Genomic DNA, 21,759 nt, shown 5'->3' with positions numbered 1-21,759 from the left:
CCCTGCAGGGTTAGCCGACCGCCTGGCGGTTGAGGCGCTGGAGCGTGCCGAGCGCGGCCTCGAGCGCGAAGTCGATGGTCTCCGCCTCGTCTTCGTTCGCCGGAGCGCTCGCCGTCTGGGGCGCGATCCGCGCTTCACGGCGGCGCGCAAGGCCGGCTTCGAAGCGGGCGACCATCGCGCCGAGCGACTGGTCGGCGGGGTCGGGAATCGTCGTAACGGGCGCCGCGATTTCGGCGGGCTGGAGCCAGGGCTCTTCACCCGGCGCCGGCTCGGCGGGCGCGAGGTCGGCGAGCATGAGCTCCTCCTCTTCGGGCTCGACCGTGTCGGCGGGGGTGAATTCGAACGCCTCGTCGGTCTCGTCCAGCGCATCGGCATCGACGGGAGGCTCGACGGGCGGCGGTACGACGACCGGGCCCAGCCCTTGCGGCGGCAGGTCGCGGCCCGCGCGCAGCGGCGGGCGCGGCGGATCGTCGGGGTGGACGTCGGCGCGGCGGCGGCGCGGCGCCTCTTCGGCGTCGGCGTCGGCCTCGGTTTTTCGGCGGCGCAGCGCGTGAGGCTTCGCGAGCGCGAGCGCGACCAGTCCCGCGATGACCGCGGCGACCGCCGCCATGACGAGCGCGAGCGCGAGGCGGCCGCCGTTGCCGACCGGCGGCACGAACAGCTCCGACAGGCGATCGAGATAGAGGTTCCAGCTGACCCCGGCGACCCAGGCGAGCGGCATGACCGCCGCGAACAGAAAGGTCAGCGCGGCCGCGCCGATCACCGCCGGCAGGGCGGGACGCAGCGCCCGCGCGAGCGCAGAGGCGCTGTCCTGCCACGATTTTTCGCTGCTGTCGTCCATATCGCTTTTCCGAATCCTAGGCTGCCGATGGCGCGGCATCGCGCAGCAGCCGCTGGTAAACCGGTTCGTAACGTAAAATGTTTGACGACCAGTTACGATGGGTTTCGACGAAAAGACGCGCGGTGCGCCGCCGTTCGTCCCAACGGCCGCGCGTGCCGAGCAGGGCGACCAGCGCCGCCGCGATCGCGGCGGGGTCGTCGGGGGCGAAGAGCGTTCCGGTGACCCCGTCCTCGATCAGCTCGCGGTGCCCGCCGACGTCCGAGGCGGCGACGAGCTTGCCCTGCGCCATCGCCTCGAGCGGCTTCAGCGGGGTGACGAGATCGGTGAGCCGCATCTTCTTGCGCGGGTAGGCGAGGATGTCGATCAGCGAATAATAGAGTTCGACCTCTGTGTGCGGGACGCGGCCGACGAAATGGATGCGATCCGCGACGGGCGAGGCGGCCGCCTGCGCCTTCAGCGCCGCTTCCATCGGCCCGCCCCCGACGAGCAGCAGGCGCGCCTGCGGCTGCGCCGCGGCGAGCGCGGGCATCGCGGTGATCAGATCGTCGATGCCCTCATAATCATAGAAGCTGCCGATGAAGCCGATCACCGCGTCACCCGCCTTTAAGCCGAGCCGCTGCGCGAGCGCCGCATCGCGCGGCGGCGGGTCGCCGAACAGGTCGAGGTCGACGCCGTTGGGCGAGACGATGATCTTGCCCGCATCGACGCCGCGCCCGACCAGATCGCCGCGCAGCCCTTCGCAGATGACGGCGACCGCGTCGGCGCGCTTGACCGCGCGGGTTTCGAGGTGGCGGGTCAGCCGGTAGCGCAGGCTGTCTTCGCGGCCGGTGCCATTGCCGACCGCGGCATCCTCCCAGAAGGCGCGAATTTCATAGACCACCGGAATGCCGAGCCGCTTTCCGACGCGCAGTGCCGCGAGTCCGTCGAGGACGGGCGAATGGGCGTGGAGCAGATCGGGTCGCCAGTCGCGGGCCAGCGCCTCGACCCGCGCGGCGAGCGCGCCGATCTCGCGCCATTCGCGAATCGGCGCGCGCGCCGGCGCGATCGGCGGGGTGCGGTAGAAGGTGAGCCCGTCGATGGTCTCGCCGTCCGGGCCCGCTTCGGGATGGCGCACGCCGGTGACCCCAGCGACCTCCCAGCCTTTCGCGACCTGCGCCTTCATCAGTGCGCGGGTGCGGAAGGTATAGCCGCTGTGGGCGGGCAGGCTGTGATCGAGAATGTGCAGAATCCGGGTCATCGCGCGGGGAAAGTGCCAGACAAGCCTTAACGCCGCGTCAACCCCGATCGGATAGAGCCGCAGCACCGGACCCCACGGGGGTCGAAGCGAAGCTGGGCCTTGCCGCGTAGATGGTCGACAATTTTTCCATTGCCCTGACCCATGTGCTGATGGGAATCGCGCTGTGGCGGCTGCTCTATCGCGGCGACCTCGACCGCGAGGTCAGCCCGCGCATGGCGTGGCAGCAGCGCCGCGACGCCGAACGGGCGGAGAAGGAGGGGGCGGGCGATGCGTGACCTCGCCTTCGTCGCCTTCCTGTTCGCCTTCATCGGGATCGGCTTCCGGAAGCCGTTCCTGTTCATCCTCTGCTTCTGCTACATCGACATCGTCGCGCCGCAGCGCTTGAGCTATTTCCTGATCAACTCGATCCCGATCTCGCTCATCGTCTTCGGGCTCGCGATCGCGGGCTGGCTCGCGGTCGACGACAAGCGCGACACGCGGTGGTCGGGCCGACAGATCCTGCTCGTCATCCTGCTCCTCTATTGCTGGGTCACGACCCTGCAAGCCGATTTCCCGGTCGAGGCGCAGGACAAGTGGAGCTGGGTGTGGAAAGCGCTCGTCTGGGCGATCTTCCTGCCCCTGACCCTGCGCACCAAGCTGCGCATCGAGGCGCTGGCGCTGATCATGCTGCTGTCGGCCGCGTCGATCGCGATCGCGGGCGGGATCAAGACCGCCGCGGGCGGCGGCGGTTACGGCTCGCTGCAACTGCTGCTCAACGAGAATTTCGGCCTCTACGAAGGGTCGATCATGTCGACCGTCGGCATCTCGATCATTCCGCTGATCCTCTGGTACCGCCGCCACGGGACCATTTTTCCGCCCGACTGGCGCGTGTCGCTCTTCTGCTTCGCGCTCTGCTTCGCGTGCATGCTGCTGCCGGTGGGCACGCAGGCGCGCACCGGGCTCGTCTGCCTCGTCGTGCTCGCGGTGCTGTCGCTGCGCGCGGTCAAGCACCGGATCCTCTACATGGTCGGCGCCGGCCTGCTCGCCGCGGCCGCAATTCCCTTTCTGCCGCAGAGCTTCACCCAGCGCATGGAGACGATCGAGGGCTATCAATCCGACGAATCCGCCTCGACCCGCGTCGCGGTGTGGAAGTGGACCTGGGACTATGCGAAGGACCATCCGTTCGGCGGCGGGTTCAACGCCTATCTTCAGAACCATGTCCGCGTGAAGATGGCGGCGGGCGCCTATGACCCCGACGCGCCGCAGTCCGACGAGCCGGTCGTTTATGAGGATCATGCCCGCGCCTATCACTCGAGCTATTTCGAGATGCTCGGCGAACAGGGTTATCCGGGCCTTGCGCTCTGGCTGATCCTGCACGTCAGCGGCCTTTTCCAGATGGAGCGGCTCCGGCGGCGCTATCTCAGGACGCGCCGCGCCGAGGAGCAATGGATCGCGCCGCTCGCGACCGCACTCCAGCACGGCCATATCGTCTATATGGTCGGATCGCTGTTCGTCGGCATCGCCTTCCAGCCCTTCATCTACATGATGCTGGCGCTCGAAATGGGTCTGTGGACCTATTGCCGGCGGCGCGAGCAGCAGGCGGGGTGGCGGCCATTGACCGCGCGACCGGCGCAGGTGCCCGCGCGGCATCCGGTGGCGAGCGGCTGATTTTTGGCATCAGCGAAATCGGGAACCATGGGCATCCCGAGACGCTATCATCGCATGTCCACGCGCCTGATCCACGTCGACGACAGCCTGCCCGGCATCAGCCGCGAACGCACCGCGAGCGGCTGGCGCTATCGCGACGCGAGGGGGAAGCCGATCCGCGACAAGGCCGAGATCGCGCGGCTCGACGCGATCGCGCTGCCCCCCGCCTATCAGGACGCCTGGTTCTGCCCCGCCGCGAACGGCCATATCCTCGCGACCGGTTATGACGCGCGCGGGCGCAAGCAATATCGCTATCATCCCGATTTCCGGCTGGCGCAGGAGGCCGACAAATACGACCGCTGCGCCGCCTTCGGCCACGCGCTGCCGCTGCTCCGCGCCCGGCTGGCGGACGATCTCGCGCGCCGGACGCTCGGCCCCGAACGCGTTGTCGCCGCGGTGGTGCGCCTGCTCGACCTCGCCGCGCTGCGCGTCGGCAACGAAGAATATGTCGCCGCGAACAAGAGCTTCGGCGCGACCACCTTGCGCCAGCGCCATGCCCGGCTGAGCGGGCAGCGGCTGCGCCTGACCTATCGCGCGAAGGGCGGCGCGATGCGCGAGGTGACGGTCAGCGACCGCAGCCTCGCGACGCTGGTGCGCCGCCTGCAGGACCTGCCGGGACAGCATCTGTTTCAATATGAGGATGGCGGCGGCCTGTGCGCGGTCGGATCGGACGAGGTCAACGCCTATATCCGCGAGGCGATGGGCGAGGATTTCAGCGCCAAGCATTTCCGCACCTGGTCGGCGAGCGTCGAGGCCTTCACCTATCTCCATGATGCCGCTGAGGAGCCGACTCTGAAGGCGATGCTCGCGCATGTCGCGCACGGGCTCGGCAACACGCCGGCGGTCGCGCGGCGCGCCTATGTCCATCCGGCGATGATCGCCGCGGCGCAGGCACGCGGCGATTTCGCCGCCGCCGCCGGGCCGCTGCCGCGCGCGACCAAATATCTTTCGCGTTACGAGCGCGGCTTTTTGGCCTATCTGGAACAGGCGCCGGGCGCGGCCGCCCTGCTCCGTTCCGCCTGACCCTTCAGAAAAGACCCACGAGGATCGACGTGACCTTCTCCCTTCTCGCCGCCGTCAAGACCGCCATGCCCCCGGCCGCCCCGCGGCCGAACCCGCTCGAGGACCTGCGCTATTGGTGGGACAGCAGCGTCGCCTGGGTGAATCACCACTGGTTGCAGATCGGCATCGCGGTCGGCGCCGGCCTGGTCATCTATTTCCTGCTGTCGCTGCTGCGCACCTTCGCGCTGAAGCGGGCGCAATCGGCGCCGGGACAGTTCACGCTGACCGACATCGTCGGGCGGGTGATCCACAAGACCAAGTCGACGGTGCTCGCGATCGTCGCGATCCGTCTCGTCGCGGGCTACGCCAATCCGCCCGCGATCATCCTCGCCACGATCCAGTTCGTCTTCACCATCGCGGTCGTCCTCCAGGCCGCGATCTGGGCGCGCGAAATCGTCATCGGCCTCATTCAGCGCCGCGCCGCCGAAGGGCATAACGAGACGCTGACCAACGCGATGGGGATCATCCGCCTGCTGATCAGCGTCGCGCTGTTCGCGATCGCGGGAATCGTGATCCTCGACAATATGGGGGTCAACGTCACGGGCCTCGTCGCCGGGCTCGGCATCGGCGGCATCGCGATCGGCCTCGCCGCGCAGGGCATCTTCTCCGACCTCTTCGCCTCGCTGTCGATCATCTTCGACCGGCCGTTCCGGGTCGGGCAGGCGATCAAATACGACAATTCGTCGGGCACGGTCGAGCGCATCGGGCTCAAGAGCACGCACATCCGTTCGATCAACGGCGAGCTGCTCGTGATCTCCAATACCAATCTGCTGTCGAAGGAAATCACCAATTACGCGCATCTCCACCGGCGGCGGGTGACCTTCCTCCTCAACATCGTCTATCAGACGAGCCCCGAAATGCTCCGCGCGCTGCCGGGGCTGCTCGAGGAGCAGGTCAAGGCGGCGGGGCACGAATTCATCCGCTCGAGCCTCGTGACCTTCAGCGCCTCAAGCCTCGATTTCGAGCTTCTGTTCGATGTGTTCAGCGAGGATTTCGATCAGGTCACCGCGGCGCGAACCGACATCGCGATCCGCATCGTCGAAGCGCTCGGCGAGGCGGGCTATGAATTCGCCTATCCGACGCAAACGACCTTCACCGCGGCGCCCGACGGCACGATGATCATGCCCTACGCCGAGTCCCCGAAGCCCAAGACGGCGCCCGCCAGGACGGCGAAGCCGGGCTGACGCTACGGCGCCGTAGCGCAAAGTCCCGGGGTCTTGTGCAACGCGGCAAGACAGGCCTAGAACGCCCCCGAACCAGTCTTTGAGGGGATGATGAATGGCCACGATCACGCCGCAGGAATTGCAGACCAGGGTCGGCGAGCATCTCGGCACCTCCGAATGGGTGCTCGTCGATCAGGACATGATCGACAAATTCGCCGATGCGACGGGCGACCATCAATTCATCCACGTCGACGCGGAGAAGGCGAAGCTGACCCCGTTCGGCGGTACCATCGCCCACGGCTTCCTGACGCTGTCGCTGATCCCGATGCTCGGCGCGCGCACCGACGCGCCGAAGATCGAAGGTATCAAGATGGGCGTCAACTATGGCGGCAACAAGGTGCGCTTCCTCGCCCCCGTCCGCTCGGGCAAGCGCGTGCGCAGCCATGTGAAGCTGCTCGAACTCGACGAGAAGCGCCCCGGCCAGTGGCAGCAGACCAACGAGATCACCGTCGAGATCGAGGGCGAGGAAAAGCCCGCGCTGATCGCCGAGTGGATCACGCAATTCTTCGTCTGATGATTTTCGACCGGCCGACCTCCCCCGAAAAGAACACCGGACCCAAGCAGAAGGATTACCGACATGCGTGACGCCGTCATCGTTTCCACCGCCCGCACCCCGCTGACCAAGGCGGGGCGCGGTTCGTTCAACAACACCCCCTCGCCGACGCTCGGCGCCTTTTCGGTCAAGGCCGCGGTCGAGCGCGCCGGGCTCGAAGGCGGCGAGATCGACGACGTCATCTTCGGCGCCGCGATGCAGCAGGGGTCGCAGTCGCCGAACGTCGCGCGCCTGATCGGCCTTCGCGCCGGCCTCCCCGTCACCGTGCCCGGCATGTCGATCGACCGCCAGTGCTCGTCGGGCCTGATGACCATCGCGACCGCGGCAAAGCAGATCATCGTCGACCGCCAGGACATTGTCGTCGCCGGCGGCGTCGAGTCGATCTCGAAGGTCAGTGGCAGCGGCAAGGTGTTCATCGAGCCCGATGCCGAGCTGATTGCGATGCACAAGGACGTCTATATGCCGATGATCGGCACCGCCGAGGTGGTCGCGAAGCGCTACAACATCGGCCGCGAGGCGCAGGACGAATATTCGCTCCAGTCGCAGCAGCGCACCGCCGCGGCGCAGGCCGCGGGCAGATATGACGACGAGATCGTCCCCTGCAAGGCGACGATGGCGATCGTCGACAAGGAAACCAAGGAAGTCTCCTACAAGGAGGTCGTCGCCGACAAGGACGAATGCAACCGCCCCGACACGACGCTCGAGGGCCTCGCGAGCCTGAAGCCGGTGATGGGCGAAGGCCACACGATCACCGCGGGCAATGCGAGCCAGCTTTCGGACGGGTCGTCGGCGTGCGTCGTGATGGAAGCCAAGGTCGCCGAAAAGCGCGGCCTGACCCCGCTCGGCCGCTATGTCGGCATGGCGGTCGCGGGCACCGAACCCGACGAAATGGGCATCGGCCCGGTCTTCGCGATCCCCAAGCTGCTCGAACGCTTCGAACTCAAGATGGACGACATCGGCCTCTGGGAGCTCAACGAGGCCTTCGCGGTGCAGGTGCTCTATTGCCGCGACAAGCTGGGCATTCCGAACGACCTGCTCAACGTCAACGGCGGCTCGATCTCGATCGGCCACCCCTTCGGCATGACCGGCGCGCGCTGCACCGGCCACGCGCTGATCGAGGGCAAGCGCCGCGGCGCCAAATATGTCGTCGTCACCATGTGCATCGGCGGCGGCCAGGGCGCGGCGGGCCTGTTCGAGGTCTTCTGATTTGCGGCCCGTTCAGTGAGATTGACCACCCCGCGTATCGAACCGGTCGATCTCGACCGGCTCGACGCCGAGCAGCGTGCCGCGCTCGAACCCTTCCTTGCCCCCAATACCGGAGTGGTTGGCGGCAAGGTCGGGGGCGGGCGGGTGCTCAACATCTTCCGCACCCTCGCCCATGCGCCGCGGGCGCTGACCGCCTTCCTCGGCTGGGGCAGCTATATCCTCTCGAAGCGGAGCGCGCTGTCGGCCCGGGATCGCGAGCTCGTCATCCTGCGCACCGGCTACAACTGCCGCTCGGGCTATGAGTGGACGCAGCACAAGCGGATCGGCCTCGACTGCGGCCTGTCCGAAGCCGAGGTCGAGCGCATCAAGGCCGGCCCCGATGCCGAGGGCTGGGGCGACCTCGACCGCGCGATGCTGCGCGCCGCCGACGAACTGACCCAAAACCATTTCGTGCGCGATGCGACCTGGGCCGCGCTCGCGCCGCTCGGCGACAAGGGGCGAATGGACCTCGTCTTCACCGTCGGCCAATACACCCAGGTTTCGATGATTTTGAACAGCTTCGGCATCCAGGTCGAAGAGGGATGGGAGGTCGACCCCGACCTTCGCGCCTGAAAAGAGGGAGAGAGAGACATGAGCGCCATCGGCGTGATCGCGACGCTGCGCGTGCAGCCCGGCAAGGAAGCCGAGTTCGAGGGCGTGTTCGCCGAACTCGCGCCCGCGGTGCGCGCGAACGAACCCGGCAACAGCTTTTACCGCCTGTTCCGCACCGAAGAGGCCGGGGTCTACAAGGTCCTGGAATGCTATGACGATGCCGCGGCGGTCGAAGCGCACCGCGCCTCGGACCATTTCCGCACCCTCGGCGCGAAGCTCGGCCCCTGCCTCGCCGGCGCGCCCGAAATCGAGCGGCTGGGCGCGGTCTGATCCGGATGGCGGGCCGGCTCGCGGGCAAGGCGGCGATCGTCGTCGGCGCCGGGCAGCAACCCGGCGACACGATCGGCAACGGCCGCGCCATCGCGCTGACCTTCGCGCGCGAAGGCGCCGAGGTGCTGTGCGTCGACCGGGTCGCCGAACGCGCCGAGGAAACCGCCGCGATGATCGGCGAGGCGGGCGGCCAGGGCTTCGCTCACGCCGCCGACATCACCCGGATCGCCGACATCGAGGCGATCGTCACGGCGGCGCTCGACCGCTGGAGCCGCATCGACATTCTCGTCAACAATGTCGGTGTCGGATCGCCCGGCGACGGGCCCGCGCACCGCGCCAGCGACGAAGCGTTCGAGCGCGTCTTCGACATCAACTTCACCGGGGCGCGCCGTCTGACCCGCGCCGTTCTCGCGCCGATGCGCGCGGCCGAGGCGGGAGTCATCATCAACATCTCGTCGCTCGCCGCGATCGCCGGCGCGAACATGATCGCCTATGAGATTTCGAAGGCGGCGCTCAACCGGCTGACCACCGCTACCGCGCAAGGCTCCGCATCGAAAGGCGTGCGCTGCAACGCCATCCTCCCCGGACTGATGGACACGCCGATGGCGATCCACGGCACCGCAGCGCGCGACGGCCGCAGCCTCGACGAACAGCGCGCCGCGCGCGGGGCGATGGTGCCGCTGAAGGGCGGCATGGGCGACGCGCGGGACACCGCCAACGCGGCGCTGTTCCTCGCCTCCGACGAGGCGCGCTTCGTCACCGGCGCCCTGCTGCCGGTCGACGGCGGCGCCAGCGTTCGCGTCGGATAGCGCGTCACCTAACCGACTTCCGCAATCTCCCCCGCGCGGTCGCCGAGCAGGTAGCGCGGTCCGGCGCCGCGCTGCGCCGCCTTGTCGCCGCGGTTGTAGAGCCCGCATTTCTTCAACGACAGGCAGCCGCAGCCGATGCACTGGTCGAGCAACTCGCGCGTGCGCTCCAGCGCCGCGATCCGCGCGTCGATCCGCGCGCGCAGATCGGTGCTGATCCGCGTCCAGTCGGCGGCATTGGGGGTGCGCTGCGCCGGCAGCTGCGCCAGTTCGGCGGCGATCTCCTCGAGGCTCAGCCCCAGTTGCTGCGCGATCAGGATGAAGGAGACGCGGCGGATGTCGGCGCGCAGGAAGCGCCGCTGCCCGCCACCCGAGCGCAGCGCCTCGATGAGCCCCTTCGCCTCGTAGAAGCGGATCGCCGACACCGCGACCCCGGTGCGCGCCGCGAGCTCGCCGATCGCGATCAGGTCGGTGCGGTGCATGCGCAGGCCCTCATTTGCCACTTGATCTAAACCTGACTTGAGATTGCAAAAGCCGCGCGTCAACCCGAATCAGGAGAATTATCGTGGCGCACCCCTTCATCGAGCATGTGAACGTCACCGTCAGCGATCCCGACCGCACCGCGCGGCTGCTGTCGGCGATCTTCGGCTGGCACGAGCGCTGGCGCGGCCCCGCGCGCGATGGCGGCACCACCATCCATGTCGGCAGCGATCGCGCCTATCTGGCGCTCTACACCGGCCCCGGCGGCGAGCATGCCGAAGCGCGCTGGCCCAAGGGTGAGCCGCTCAACCATGTCGGGGTGCAGGTCGACGATCTCGACGCGATCGAAGCGCGGGTGAAGGCGGTCGGCCTCGTTCCCTTCAACCACGCCGACTACGACCCCGGCCGCCGCTTCTATTTCCTCGACCCCGACGGCATCGAATATGAGGTGGTGAGCTATGCCTGAGCGGGTGGCCCGCTGATCCGCCCGTCCTCGAACCGGAACCCGTCCTCGCGGTCGCGCGCCAGCAGCGCGGGGCCGTCGAGGTCGACCCATTGGGCGCGCTGCGCGAGGACGAAGGCGGGCGCGATGCCGAGACTCGTCGACAGCATGCAGCCCACCATGATGCCGAGCCCCGCCGCGTCGGCGGCATCGGCGAGACGCAGCGCCTCGGTCAGCCCGCCAGCCTTGTCGAGCTTGATGTTCACCCCGTCGTAGAAGGTGCCGATGCGCGCGATGTCGGCCGCGGTCTGGCAGCTTTCGTCGGCGACGAAGGGCAGCGGCGCATAGACCCCGTCGAGCAGCGCGTCCGCGCCGACCGGAACCGGCTGCTCGATCATCTCGACCCCGAGCTCGGCGAGCGCCTCGGCCTCGCCGAGCAGGTCGAGCTGGCCCCAGCTTTCATTGGCGTCGACGATCAGCCGCGCGTCGGGCGCACCGTCGCGCACCGCCACGACGCGGGCGCGGTCGCCTTCGCCGGTCAGCTTGAGCTTGAGGAGCCGCCAGCCGTCGGCGACGGCGGCTGCGGCTTGCTCCGCCATCCGGTCGGGCGCGGCGAGCGAGATGGTGAAGGCGGTGACGCGCGGGGTCGGCGGCCCGTCGCATCCCGCGAGCCGCCACAGCGGCACCCCGCGCTGCCGCGCCTCGAGATCCCACAGCGCGCAGTCGAGCGCGTTGCGCGCCGCGCCGGCGCCGAGCATCTCCTGCACCGCGGCGCGCGCCTCGGCGGCGCTCATCGCCGCGAGATGCGGCACCACGCGGAGGATCGCGTCGCGGCACCCCGCGGCATCCTCGCCATGATAATAGATCGGCGTTCCCTCGCCGCGGCCGACGGCGCCGTCGCTCTCGATCTCGGCGACGACGACGTCGACATGATCCTTGGCGCCGCGCGCGATCACGAACTCGCCCGCGACCGGCCAGCGCTCGACGCGCGCGCTTTTCAGTTGGATGGCCATCGAAGAACAGTAATGCTGCGCGCCATGCCCGGCAAATCCCTTTCCGAACGCATCGCCGAATTCGGCCATCGCCTCGCCGTCGAAGCGCACGCCGCCTGGCTCGCCGCGCGTGACCCGCGCACGCCGATGCTGGCGCGCCTGCTCGCGGTCGCGGTCGCCGCCTATGCGCTGTCGCCGATCGACCTGATCCCCGATTTCATTCCGGTGCTCGGCTGGCTCGACGACCTGATCCTCGTCCCCGCCGGCCTGTGGGCGGTGCGCCGACTGATCCCCGCGCCGCTCTGGGCCGAGCTCCACGCCGCCGCCGAAGCCGCGAGCGAACGCCCGTCGAGTCGCGCCGGCATGATCGCGATCCTGCTGATCTGGGCGGGGCTGCTCACCATCGTCTATTGGAGCGTGCGAACGTCCCCCTGGCATTGAACGTCGCTGAAGGAGGGCGGTGCGAAGACCGCTTTGAGGTGGATTTGAGTCATTCCCCTCCCTTTTAGGGAGGGGTTAGGGGTGGGTGCGCGAGCGGAGCGAGCCACGAAAGAACGCCGCCTTCGGCGGCTACCCMCCCCCAACCCCTCCCTAAAAGGGAGGGGAGAAGGTATGGCCGCAATCGGCCGAAAACCGCCTTCTCACCCGTTCGCGCGAATCCACCCCTCGACCACCGGCGCGATCTCGTCGCGCCATTTGCGGCCGTTGAAGATGCCATAGTGACCGACACCCTTCGCCATCAGATATTTCTTCTTCGCAGCCGGAAGCGATTTCGCCAGCGTCAGCGCCGCCTTGGTCTGGCCGATCCCCGAAATATCGTCCCGCTCGCCCTCGATCGCGAGGATCGCGATATCCCCGATCGCGCCGATATCGACCGGCTGGCCGCGGTGCAGCATCTCGCCCTTCGGCAGCAGGTGGCGCTGGAATACGGCATCGACGGTCTGCAGGTAGAATTCGGCGGTCATGTCGCAGACCGACCGATATTCGTCATAGAATTCCTTGGTCTTGTCGGCGCTCTCGCCATCGCCGTCGACCAGATGCTTGAACATCTCCCAATGGCTCATCATGTGGTTGCCGAGGTTCATCGACATGAAGCCCGCGAGTTGCAGGAAACCGGGATAGACGCGGCGCCCCGCGCCCGGATACCAGGCCGGCACCGTCGCGATGACATTTTCCTGGAACCAGGCGTAGGGCCGCGTCGTCGCATGCTGGTTGACCGCGGTCGGCGCCTTGCGCGTGTCGATCGGCCCGCCCATCATGGTGAGCGTCTTCGGCCGGCACTTGTGCCCTGCCGCGGCCATCACCGCCGCGGCGGCGAGGCTCGGCACCGACGGCTGGCATACCGCGAGCATATGCGCGCCGGGACCGATATGCTCGAGCCACGACACCAGATAGTCGACATAATCGTCGAGGTCGAACTTCCCGGCTTCGAGCGGCACGTTGCGCGCGTCGCGCCAGTCGGTGATCCACACGTCGTGCCCCGGCAGCATCCGCTCGACCGTGCCGCGCAGCAGCGTCGCATAATGGCCCGACATCGGCGCGACGATCAGCAGCCTGGGCGCGTCCTTTGCGCCCTTATGCTTGAAATGCTTGAGCTGGCCGAAGGGCTTGCGCGCCTCGATCACTTCGCTCACCCGCACCGTCTCGCCGTCGACGACCGTCTCGTAAAGGTCGAACCCGGGCTTGCCGCGCGGCGCAGCGGCGTGCGCGAACACCTCGAGCGCCGAGGCGAACAGCGGGCTGCCGCCGAAATAGCCGAGCGGATTCGCGGGGTGCTGCATGACCTGCGCGCCGGCGGTCGCCAGCGCGCTCGCCCCCGCGAGCCAGCTCTTCTGCATGTCGAAAGCGTGATACAGCATGTGGTGAAATTTCCTTGCGTCCTTGGGGGGGCGCTCTCGCGGCGCCTGTCGTCCCCGGCATCCTAGGCCATCAGTGTCATTGTGCAACGCATCATTTCGTCCTGCTTCAAGCGCCTTGAAGCGGTGCGCCATTCTCCGCCGTTGAGCGGCACCCGCGCGGCTGCTAGGGCGGGCGCGATGGCGACCTCACCCGACCGACCCGCCCCTCCCGCCGAATCGCAGGAACCCCGCGCCCGCAAGCTCGGCAGTCTCCGAATGATCTGGCGCTACGCCAGCCGCTACCCGCTCCAGCTTCTGGTCGCCGCGGTCGCGCTCGGCATCGCGGCGCTCGCGACGCTCGCCATCCCCTGGCAGTTCAAGGAGATGATCGACAGCGGCTTCGTCGCGGGCGGCGGCGACGTCGCGCCGCATTTCCGCCTCTTCTATGTCATCGTCGTGATCCTCGCGCTCGCGACCGCGCTGCGCTTTTATTTCGTGAGCTGGCTCGGCGAACGCACCGTCGCTGACATCCGCCAGGCGGTCCAGCGCAACCTGCTGCGTCTCGCGCCGGGTTTCTTCGAGGAAAACCGCCCGTCCGAAATCGCCTCGCGCATGACCTCGGACACCGCGATCATCGAACAGGTGGTCGGCACCACCGTCTCGGTTGCGCTGCGCAACCTCGTGATGGGGATCGGCGGCATCGCCTATCTCTTCACCTTGTCGCCCAGACTCACCGGTGGCATCCTGATCGGCATCCCCGTCATCATCATGCCGATCGTCCTGCTCGGCCGCCGCCTCCAGAATGTCTCGCGATCGAGCCAGGACCGCGTCGCCGACATCGGCGCGACGACCGCGGAGCAATTGGGGGCGATGAAGATCGTCCAGGCCTTCGGTCAGGAAGCGCGCGAGGCCGACCGCTTCGGTGCCGCGGTCGAGGCCAATTTCGCGACCGCGCGCCGCCGGATCCGCCTGCGCGCGACGATGACCGCGATCGTCATCGGCCTGCTCTTCGGCGCGATCACGACCCTGCTCTGGTACGGCGCCGCTGGTGTCGCCGCGGGGACGATCACCGGCGGCACGATCGCCGCCTTCGTGCTCACCGGCGGGCTGGTCGCGGGCGCGTTCGGCGCGCTTACCGAAGTCTATGGCGATCTGCTTCGCGCCGCCGGCGCCGCCGAGCGGCTCTCCGAACTGCTCCACGCCGAACCCGAGATCGCGCCGCCCGCGCATCCACGCGCCTTTCCCGAGCCGCCGCTCGGCACGCTCGAATTCGCGAACGTCGAGTTCCGCTATCCGACCCGCCCCGACGCCCCCGCGCTCCACGACTTCTCGCTGGCGATTGCTCCGCGCGAGACGGTCGCGATCGTCGGCCCCTCGGGTGCCGGCAAATCGACCCTCTTCCAGCTCGCCGAGCGCTTCTACGATCCCCAGGCCGGCACCATCCGGCTCGACGGCGTCCCGCTGACCGAGGCCGATCCCGCCGACATCCGCGCGCGCATCGCAATGGTGCCGCAGGAGACGGTGATCTTCGCCGCCTCGGCGCGCGACAATTTGCGCTACGGCAACTGGTCGGCGAGCGACGAGGAGTTGTGGGACGCCGCGCGCGCTGCCAACGCCGAGGAGTTTCTGCGCAAGTTGCCGCAGGGGCTCGATACCTTCATGGGCGAAGGCGGCGCGCGCCTCTCCGGCGGCCAGCGCCAGCGCATCGCGATCGCGCGCGCGCTGCTGCGCCGCGCCCCGCTGCTGCTGCTCGACGAAGCGACCTCGGCGCTCGACGCCGAATCCGAAAAGCTCGTCCAGGACGCGCTCGAGGCGTTGATGCACGACCGCACCACGATCGTCATCGCGCACCGCCTCGCCACCGTGCGTGCCGCCGACCGCATCGTCGTGATGGACGAAGGCCGGATCGTCGAGGAAGGGCGCCACGATGCTCTCGTCGCCGCGGGCGGCCTCTACGCCCGCCTCGCGCATCTGCAATTCCAGAGCAATCTCACCGCCGCCTGACGACAGGAGCCCCCATGCTGCACAGCCTGACCATTCCCGCCTATGAGAACGCCCTGCGCGCGCTGTCGGGCCAGCTCGACAAGGCGCTCGCCTGGGGCGCGGACAATAATGTCGGCGAACTGCAACTGCTCGCCGCCCGGCTCGCGCCCGACATGTTTCCGCTGCCGACCCAGATCCGATTTTCCTGCGGCCAGGCGCTCCAGGCGGTGACGCGGCTCGGCGCGGCCGGCGCGCCCGACTTCGCGGACGACGCCGACAGCTTCGCCGCGATGCAGGATCAGATCGCGCGGACGCTCGCCTTTCTCGCCTCGGTCGGTCCCGCCGCGCTCGGCGACGACGACGCCCGCCCGGTCGAATTCTCGCTGCCGAACGGCATGGTCTTCGACCTCAGTGCTGCCGCCTACGTCCGCGACTGGGCGCTGCCGCAATTCTATTTCCACATCGTCGCGGCCTACGCGATCATGCGCCACATGGGCGTGCCGCTCGGCAAGGCCGACTATGCGAGCTACATGATGCAGCATCTGCGGCCCGGCACCGCCCCCGCCGGCTGACGAAGCCGGTCCCCGCCGCCCGAAAGCGACGGGAAGACGTTACCGATTCAGATCAGCCCGCCATATCGGTGAATGCCCGGAAAGGCGATCCGCGTGCCGCCGTTGCGGCGGATCGCGCCGATCGCCTCGTCGACCCGCAGATAGCGCGCGCGTGCCTCGGGCTCGAACATCAGCGTCGCGGGCTTCGGCCGATCCGCGGCCGCCTTTACCAGCAAACCCAGTTCGGCAAGGTCGACCGCCTCGTCGTTCCAGCGAATGACGTCGGCGGTGTCGATCGTGATATGATTTTCGTCGCGCACCTCGGCCGGGATCGGCGTGCCGTCGGGCAACGTGACGTCGACGCTGTGCGTCGGCGGCGGGATGGTGAGGATGAACATCACCAGCATCACCAGCATCACGTCGATCAGCGGCGTCGTGTTGATCATCGGGTCGGCGTTGGGGTCGGTGCGAAAAATGCTGCGGCGTCGGCGCATCGTCTCTCTCCCTGTCGGGCGGTCGATCACCGTCGGTACCCGGCGCACCACCGCCATGACCGGCCCACCCGCACCGCTCGCGAGCGGTTACCGATCTTTGTTATGGTATAACATTTTATATTCTATGCAAATAAAAAGCACGGACCGGCCGCCCTGCCGCGCTCGCATAAAGAAAGGGCGGCACCTTGCGGTGCCGCCCCTCTTTTTCGTCCAGTCCCTGTCGGGAATGGAAACCGGTCTTACATGCCCGAGCCCGGACCGTAAGTGATTTCCACGCGACGGTTCTGGTCGTTGCGGACGCCGTCGGCGGTCGCAACCGCCGGGCGGGTTTCGCCGAACGCCTGCGTCGTGATCGACGTGTCCGAAACGCCACGCGCGGTCATGTAGCTGCGCACCGCATCGGCGCGACGCTGCGACAGGCCGACGTTGTACTTGGCCGAACCCGAACGGTCGGCGTGACCGGCGAGCATGACCTGTTGACCGCTGCAGCCTTGGTTGTAGGCGCTGATCGCGTTGTCCAGCGTCGAAGCCGCTTCCGGCGTGATCGCCGACTGATCCCAGTCGAAGTACACGATGTACGGCCCAGGCGCGCACACCGGCGGCGGCGGCGGGGGCGGCGGGGGAGGCGGCGGCGGGGGAGGCGGCGGCGGCGCCGGCGGTTCGGCCGGCGGCGGCGGCTCCGCACCACCAAAGTTGAAGGTCAGCGTGCCCAGGATCGAGTGCGACCGGAAGCGCGTCGAAACGTCGCGGCCAAGCTGGTCGACCAGGTCGAGCCCGCTGGCGTTGAAGAAGCGATACTTCAGGCCGGCATCGATGTTGCGGGTCAGCGGAGCGCGGATACCCGCGATCGCCTGCCACGCAAAGCCCGTGTCCGAATCGTCGAGGAACGGACCGGCGAAGACCGGAGCGACACTGACGCGCGCGACACCGGCACCACCGCCGACGAAGCCCTGCAGGCCATCGTCGTCGCCGAAGTCGAACATGCCGTTGACCATGAAGCTCAGCGCATTGGTGTCGCCGTTCATGGCATAATCACCCGTGACCAGCGGACCAGCGCCCGACGCGGTGTCGGGGATGCCCGGCGCCACGAAGCGACCGCTCTTGATGTCGGCTTCGCGATAGCCGACTTCCACTTCCGCGCGGAACGCGCCGAAGTCGTAGCCGACGGTACCTTCGAAGTCGTAACCCTTCTTGTGATCGAGAGTGCCGGCATTGTCGACGGTGCCGATATCGAGGTCCATGTCCTCGACCAGCATCACGCCACCACCCACTCCCACATACCAGGAGTTGTCGCGCGCCAGGGCGGGCGACGCAAGGGCAGTGGAGGCCAACGCCACGGCGACGGCAAGCTTCCTCATAGAAATTCCCCTTTCAATTGAGATTTACGTCTCGTCAGACGTCCTACGCGTCGCTTTGGTTCCACGCAAGATAACAAATCGCAAATCTGTTGCCAAAAAGTCGCACTCCTTGCCCTAAACCACCAAAATCTCAGCCTGAAATCAAGAGCCCCCGCGCCGACAGCGCCAGAATTATTGCCGTGATCGCGGTGCGCGCTTCGGAGTCGACGATCGTCCCGCCGTCCGGATTCGCGATCACGCCGGGCTCCATCCATACGCCGCTCTCGAAATGCAGGCGCGCGCCGTCCGCCAGGCGGAGAACCCGCATGCCGCGCCGCGGCGCGATGAAGCGCCAGCCGCCGGCGGTCGAGATCGCGAGCGACCCGGCGGCCGCGCCCGTCCAGCCGCCGGTCGCCGCATCGGCGACCAGCCAGCATTGGCCCGCAGCGGCCGTCGGCGGCGGGTCGGCCCGCGGCCCGTCCTCGACCGCGGCGTGCGCCAGCGCGTCGAGCAGCGTCAGCGCCTCATTGTGCGTGATTTCCTTCTGCGCCTGCGCGGTTGCGAGCAGCGGCAGCCCGAAACGGGCGGTGGTCGGCAAATCGGTCATGATGTCTCCTTCGGGTCCTGACCCTATGTCAGCGGCACGAGCAGCGGCGGCGACAGGGCGAAATCCCCCGCCTGGCGAATTTCGATCCCCGTGCCCGGCGGCAGCGCCGCCACCGTTCCGCCATCCAGCACCAGCTGGGGCTCCACGCAGTCCCAGGGCCCGAATCCCGCCACGGGTGGCGACAGCGCCGCGCGGTAAAGCTCGCGGCTTTCGCCCAGCGGCTGGTCGACCCCGTCGCGCCAGCCGGTGTCGAGGCGGCTCCGGCGAATCCAGCTGACGCGAAGCCCGCCTTCTCCGTCCGCGCGCGCGTGGCCGTGCACCGGCGCGAGCGGACGCAGCGCCACAGCCGCGCCTGGCACCGAAATATCAGTAGTCTCCATGTCGTTCCGCGCCGCCCACTGCAGCATCGCGCCGCCGCCGGGCGCCCAGGCGGCGAGGTCGGCGGGCACCGTCAGCAGCGCCGGATCGTCGAGCAGCACAAACGGCGTGCCCGCCGCGTGCGCGGCGTCCACCGCCGCCCCGGCGCGGCCGCGCAGCAGCCGCGACAGCCGCCAGACCCCCGGCCCGGCTGCCTCGGCCGTCCCGAACTGCACGCACTCGCCGCCGATCATCGCGCGATTGGCGCCGCCGAACAGCATCGCGTCGTCGACCGATTCGAGCGTCATCGACGGATTGACCAGCGTCACGACCGCCACGTTCGCGCGGTCGACCAGTAGATCGCTCGCCGCCGCCAGCGGCGCGGCCAGCGCCCCCAAGGCCGCGGCCGGGCGTACGGTGCCGAGCGCCAGCGGCGCGGCCCCCGGCGCGGGCACGATCCAGCAGTCGGCGCCGCGCCAGCCGTCGTTGTCGCCCGCGCCGGCGACCAGCAGCCGCGGCGCATCGGCGACCGGGCTGCCGATCGTCGGCAGGTCGAACAGCCGCACCGTGCCGATCGCGTCGGGCCAGTCGGGCGCGCCGACCGGAACGCCCGGATCGGCGGGCAGCGCGATCGCGGTCGCCGGCTGATGCCGCCGCAGCTCGACCTCGACGCCGCCGTCCTTCACCGTCCGTCCGGCCAGCCGCCATATCCCGCCATCAGCGAGAATCACCCGGCCCCCGACTGGCAACGCCAGCGCCGCGAGATCGGCCTGCCATAGGCAGGTCTCGCGCTCGTCGGCCGCCGCCGCGGCGAGTTGCCGCGCCAGCGCCCGCGCCGCGTCCGCGGCCAGCACCGCGGGCAGGTCGATCCGCTCCTCGCGCACCCCGCCGCCCGCGACCGCGCTCGTCTGCTGCCCCAATTGATAGTCGCGTTCGGGCTCATAGTGGCGCAGCCGGATCGTCCCCGGCAACGATCCCAGCGACGCGCGGCGACGCTCGATCAGGTCGCGCGCCGATTCGCTGCGCCGCGCCTCGCCGAAATCGGCGAGCGCGATCGCCTCCCCGGCCTCGCCCGTCGGCGCCAGCCGCCACCCCTCGGGCGCGCTGACCAGCCGCGTCGCATCGGCGTCGAACAGCGGCGCCAGCGCGTCGCGCGCCCGGTCGCCCGACGCCGCATAGCCGCCAAAGGCCCAGCGCCCGGTGCAGCGCCCCGCCTCGCCGAGCAGCACCTCCCCGACCAGCCCCGCGTCGATCGCGCCGGCATCGGCCTCGACCTCGAAGGTCAGCGAGGGGATACGGTTGCCGAAGCTCGCGAGCTCCAGCTCCTCGAACACGACGTAGGACAGCCCGCGAAAGGCGCTCGCCGATTCGATTCCGACCGCGGAGGCGATCAGCGGATCGACCGCCTGGTCCTCGCTCCCCTCGTACCAGCGAAAGGTGCAGCGTTCCTTGAAGCTGCCGCTCGCCCCGCGCAGCAGATTGCCGTCGGCCCAGATGCGGCGGATCGCGCGCACCCGGCGCGCCGACAGCGCGACCGCCAGCGACACGGCATAGCTATATTCGGTAACCGACGGTCGCCCCTTGCCGCCGCCGCTCTTCGTCCGCCGCTCGATCAGGTCGGTCGCCCAGATCACGCTCCCCGCGACGCGCATCGTCCCGAACAGCTGCGGGATCTGCTGGCCATAGGTCGACGCCTGCACCTTCAGGTCGGCGAGCCGCGGTCCCTCGCGCCCCTTGGGCTTGAATATCTGCGCGTCGATCTGCTGCCCCACGGTCGCGCCGATCGCCGCCCCGACCGGCCCGCCAACGATCCCGCCGACCACCGTCAGTACCAAAGTCGCCATCATATGCTCCTGAAACCATTCCCCTCCCGCGGGCGGGAGGGGCAGCGAGACTTGGGCGCTTGCGCCCTAGTCGCAGCAGGGTGGGCAGCCAGCCAGCCGCCACAGCACCATCCCATCCATTCCAGCGATCGGCGTCTCGACAACCCGCCGCAGCCCCGCATGGGCATGGACCAAACTGTCCGTTCCCATCATCCCGAGATGAAACTGCCCCGCGGGCAGCACGATCAACGCCACATCCCCGATCCGGCGATCGGCGACCGCCCCGAATCCCGCCGCGACCATCGCCGCCTCGATCCGCCCCCGCTCCCATCCGCGCAGCGGATAGGCCGCCGGCCGCGTCAGTCGTCGCCCCGCCGCGGCATGGGCCGCCCACACGAGGCCCACGCAGTCGAGCCCGCTCGCCGGGTCGCACCCCTGCGGGCGGAACCGCGCGCCGATCATCCCCCGCGCCGCCGCAAAGGCGCGGCCCGCCAGCTCATCCACCGGGATATCGCGTCAGCAGGTCGTTGCCCGGCAGATGCGCCTCGCCCCGGAAATTCGCCGCATTGCCGAAGCGGGTGCGGCAGGTCGCAAGCTGCTTGTCGCACCCCTCGATCAGCCGCACCCGCGCCGGCAGGTCGAGCGCGAAGGGCGGCACCTCGGCCAGCGTCAGCACCGCCCCCGACTCGCCGACCACCGGGCTCGCGAGCCCGCACGCTGCTCCTTGGGTCCAGCGCAGTTCGCCGAACGCCATCGCCCCCGGGGGCGCCGCGGCGTCGAGCGTCACCGCGCGCCCCTCGACCGCGACGACGCGCCGGATATAGGTGCGCGGCGCCAGGTCGATCCGGCACGCCCGGTCGCCCAGTATCGCGCGGCAGCTCGGCGACGTCGCCGGGCACACCGGCCGGTCGAGGGCGCGAGTCACCCCCTGCAGTTCCGCGGTAAAGCTCGCCCCGCGCCGTTCGACCGCGCCGAGCGAGCCGCGCGCGACCGTCACCGGCGCCGTCTCGGGCGCGGTCCAGTCGGTCACGAACAATGTCAGTTCGGCGCCGTCCCAGCGTCCCGCGTCGAGGTCGCGCGCGCCGATCGCATCGCTCGCGATCGCCCCTTCCATATCCATCGTCTCGGCCTCGATGCCGTCGCGCGTCTCGAGTGCCGAGGGCTTCATCCCCGGCGCCGCGCGATAGCGGATGCCGTCCACCATCAGGTCGCGGTCGTGCGAGGTCAGCCCGACGACCACCCCGTCGCGCCGCGACAGCCGCCAGCACCAGGCGAGCGTCACCAGCTCCTCGCGCAACCAGCCGGGCGCCATCGCCGCGC

Annotated in this window: 24 protein-coding genes; 13 read left to right on the top strand and 11 right to left on the bottom strand. The window is 69.1% G+C overall.

The annotated features are described in order from the left end of the window. Positions 1 to 10: 10 nt before the first annotated feature. Together CD928_RS18365 and CD928_RS18360 are read right to left on the bottom strand one after the other, a co-directional pair. Positions 11 to 841 (bottom strand): hypothetical protein, encoded by an 831-nt coding sequence (locus tag CD928_RS18365; RefSeq protein ID WP_095388530.1) that lies wholly within the window; start codon positions 839 to 841, stop codon positions 11 to 13. Positions 842 to 857: 16 nt separating this feature from the next. Further along, positions 858 to 2,078 carry a TIGR04063 family PEP-CTERM/XrtA system glycosyltransferase gene (locus tag CD928_RS18360; protein WP_095388686.1) on the bottom strand — a complete coding sequence of 407 codons (1,221 nt, stop codon included), beginning with the start codon at positions 2,076 to 2,078 and terminating at the stop codon, positions 858 to 860. A 110-nt stretch (positions 2,079 to 2,188) separates the two neighbouring features. Here CD928_RS18360 and CD928_RS23490 point away from each other — a divergent pair, with 110 nt between their 5' ends. The 9 genes from CD928_RS23490 (at position 2,189) to CD928_RS18320 (ending at position 9,538) form a co-directional block, all read left to right on the top strand. Next, on the top strand, positions 2,189 to 2,353 hold the full coding sequence (locus CD928_RS23490; protein WP_176473631.1) for a hypothetical protein: 165 nt from the start codon (positions 2,189 to 2,191) through the stop codon (positions 2,351 to 2,353). Continuing rightward, positions 2,346 to 3,725 carry a putative O-glycosylation ligase, exosortase A system-associated gene (locus CD928_RS18355; RefSeq protein ID WP_095388529.1) on the top strand — a complete coding sequence of 460 codons (1,380 nt, stop codon included), beginning with the start codon at positions 2,346 to 2,348 and terminating at the stop codon, positions 3,723 to 3,725. Before CD928_RS23490 ends, CD928_RS18355 begins: the two co-directional genes overlap by 8 nt. 54 nt (positions 3,726 to 3,779) lie before the next feature. Beyond that, entirely contained in the window at positions 3,780 to 4,787 is a 1,008-nt protein-coding gene (locus tag CD928_RS18350; protein ID WP_095388685.1) for a DNA topoisomerase IB, read from the top strand. A gap of 29 nt (positions 4,788 to 4,816) precedes the next feature. Further along, positions 4,817 to 6,010 (top strand): mechanosensitive ion channel family protein, encoded by a 1,194-nt coding sequence (locus tag CD928_RS18345; protein ID WP_369679314.1) that lies wholly within the window; start codon positions 4,817 to 4,819, stop codon positions 6,008 to 6,010. Positions 6,011 to 6,104: 94 nt separating this feature from the next. Beyond that, positions 6,105 to 6,563 (top strand): MaoC family dehydratase, encoded by a 459-nt coding sequence (locus tag CD928_RS18340; RefSeq protein WP_095388528.1) that lies wholly within the window; start codon positions 6,105 to 6,107, stop codon positions 6,561 to 6,563. Between the two features lie 63 nt (positions 6,564 to 6,626). Next, on the top strand, positions 6,627 to 7,808 hold the full coding sequence (locus CD928_RS18335; protein WP_095388527.1) for an acetyl-CoA C-acyltransferase: 1,182 nt from the start codon (positions 6,627 to 6,629) through the stop codon (positions 7,806 to 7,808). Between the two features lie 15 nt (positions 7,809 to 7,823). Beyond that, complete coding sequence (locus CD928_RS18330) at positions 7,824 to 8,420, top strand: carboxymuconolactone decarboxylase family protein (RefSeq protein WP_095388526.1); 597 nt, start codon at positions 7,824 to 7,826, stop codon at positions 8,418 to 8,420. Between the two features lie 18 nt (positions 8,421 to 8,438). Beyond that, positions 8,439 to 8,729, top strand: a complete 291-nt coding sequence (locus CD928_RS18325; protein WP_095388525.1) for a putative quinol monooxygenase — start codon at positions 8,439 to 8,441, stop codon at positions 8,727 to 8,729. Between the two features lie 5 nt (positions 8,730 to 8,734). After that, positions 8,735 to 9,538 (top strand): SDR family NAD(P)-dependent oxidoreductase, encoded by an 804-nt coding sequence (locus tag CD928_RS18320; RefSeq protein ID WP_095388524.1) that lies wholly within the window; start codon positions 8,735 to 8,737, stop codon positions 9,536 to 9,538. 8 nt (positions 9,539 to 9,546) lie between these two features. Here CD928_RS18320 and soxR read toward each other — a convergent pair whose 3' ends face one another. Continuing rightward, complete coding sequence (gene soxR / locus CD928_RS18315) at positions 9,547 to 10,017, bottom strand: redox-sensitive transcriptional activator SoxR (protein ID WP_095388523.1); 471 nt, start codon at positions 10,015 to 10,017, stop codon at positions 9,547 to 9,549. Between the two features lie 83 nt (positions 10,018 to 10,100). Here soxR and CD928_RS18310 point away from each other — a divergent pair, with 83 nt between their 5' ends. Next, entirely contained in the window at positions 10,101 to 10,481 is a 381-nt protein-coding gene (locus CD928_RS18310; RefSeq protein WP_095388522.1) for a VOC family protein, read from the top strand. On the opposite strand, the gene CD928_RS18305 is transcribed toward CD928_RS18310, so the two are convergent. Next, positions 10,472 to 11,470, bottom strand: coding sequence for a dipeptide epimerase (locus CD928_RS18305; protein ID WP_095388521.1), 999 nt, complete (start codon positions 11,468 to 11,470; stop codon positions 10,472 to 10,474). The genes CD928_RS18310 and CD928_RS18305 overlap by 10 nt on opposite strands. A 24-nt stretch (positions 11,471 to 11,494) precedes the next feature. Here CD928_RS18305 and CD928_RS18300 point away from each other — a divergent pair, with 24 nt between their 5' ends. Continuing rightward, positions 11,495 to 11,890, top strand: a complete 396-nt coding sequence (locus CD928_RS18300) for a YkvA family protein (RefSeq protein ID WP_255247240.1) — start codon at positions 11,495 to 11,497, stop codon at positions 11,888 to 11,890. A gap of 200 nt (positions 11,891 to 12,090) precedes the next feature. Here CD928_RS18300 and CD928_RS18295 read toward each other — a convergent pair whose 3' ends face one another. Then, positions 12,091 to 13,308 (bottom strand): polyhydroxyalkanoate depolymerase, encoded by a 1,218-nt coding sequence (locus CD928_RS18295; protein WP_095388519.1) that lies wholly within the window; start codon positions 13,306 to 13,308, stop codon positions 12,091 to 12,093. A gap of 177 nt (positions 13,309 to 13,485) precedes the next feature. On the opposite strand from CD928_RS18295, the gene CD928_RS18290 reads away from it, so the two are divergent. Continuing rightward, complete coding sequence (locus CD928_RS18290) at positions 13,486 to 15,291, top strand: ABC transporter transmembrane domain-containing protein (RefSeq protein ID WP_095388518.1); 1,806 nt, start codon at positions 13,486 to 13,488, stop codon at positions 15,289 to 15,291. Positions 15,292 to 15,305: 14 nt separating this feature from the next. Beyond that, complete coding sequence (locus CD928_RS18285) at positions 15,306 to 15,842, top strand: DUF1993 family protein (protein ID WP_095388517.1); 537 nt, start codon at positions 15,306 to 15,308, stop codon at positions 15,840 to 15,842. A gap of 47 nt (positions 15,843 to 15,889) precedes the next feature. Here CD928_RS18285 and CD928_RS18280 read toward each other — a convergent pair whose 3' ends face one another. The 6 genes from CD928_RS18280 to CD928_RS18255 all read right to left on the bottom strand — a co-directional run bounded on the left by CD928_RS18280 (position 15,890) and on the right by CD928_RS18255 (position 21,751). After that, positions 15,890 to 16,315, bottom strand: a complete 426-nt coding sequence (locus CD928_RS18280) for a biopolymer transporter ExbD (protein ID WP_095388516.1) — start codon at positions 16,313 to 16,315, stop codon at positions 15,890 to 15,892. Between the two features lie 239 nt (positions 16,316 to 16,554). After that, positions 16,555 to 17,673 (bottom strand): OmpA family protein, encoded by a 1,119-nt coding sequence (locus tag CD928_RS18275; protein WP_095388515.1) that lies wholly within the window; start codon positions 17,671 to 17,673, stop codon positions 16,555 to 16,557. A gap of 130 nt (positions 17,674 to 17,803) precedes the next feature. Next, positions 17,804 to 18,259, bottom strand: a complete 456-nt coding sequence (locus CD928_RS18270) for a DUF2793 domain-containing protein (RefSeq protein ID WP_095388514.1) — start codon at positions 18,257 to 18,259, stop codon at positions 17,804 to 17,806. Between the two features lie 23 nt (positions 18,260 to 18,282). Next, a complete protein-coding gene (locus CD928_RS18265) occupies positions 18,283 to 20,460 on the bottom strand; it encodes a phage tail protein (RefSeq protein WP_095388683.1) in 2,178 nt (725 codons plus the stop codon). A gap of 66 nt (positions 20,461 to 20,526) precedes the next feature. Continuing rightward, positions 20,527 to 20,943: a peptidoglycan endopeptidase gene (locus tag CD928_RS18260; RefSeq protein WP_176473630.1), complete on the bottom strand. Its 417-nt coding sequence runs from the start codon at positions 20,941 to 20,943 to the stop codon at positions 20,527 to 20,529. Continuing rightward, on the bottom strand, positions 20,936 to 21,751 hold the full coding sequence (locus tag CD928_RS18255) for a DUF2163 domain-containing protein (protein WP_095388682.1): 816 nt from the start codon (positions 21,749 to 21,751) through the stop codon (positions 20,936 to 20,938). The genes CD928_RS18260 and CD928_RS18255 overlap by 8 nt, the downstream gene beginning before the upstream one ends. Positions 21,752 to 21,759 lie beyond the last annotated feature (8 nt).

Source organism: Sphingopyxis sp. GW247-27LB (assembly GCF_002277025.1).
Lineage (GTDB): Bacteria > Pseudomonadota > Alphaproteobacteria > Sphingomonadales > Sphingomonadaceae > Sphingopyxis.
This window is presented reverse-complemented; position numbering and strand designations above follow the sequence as displayed.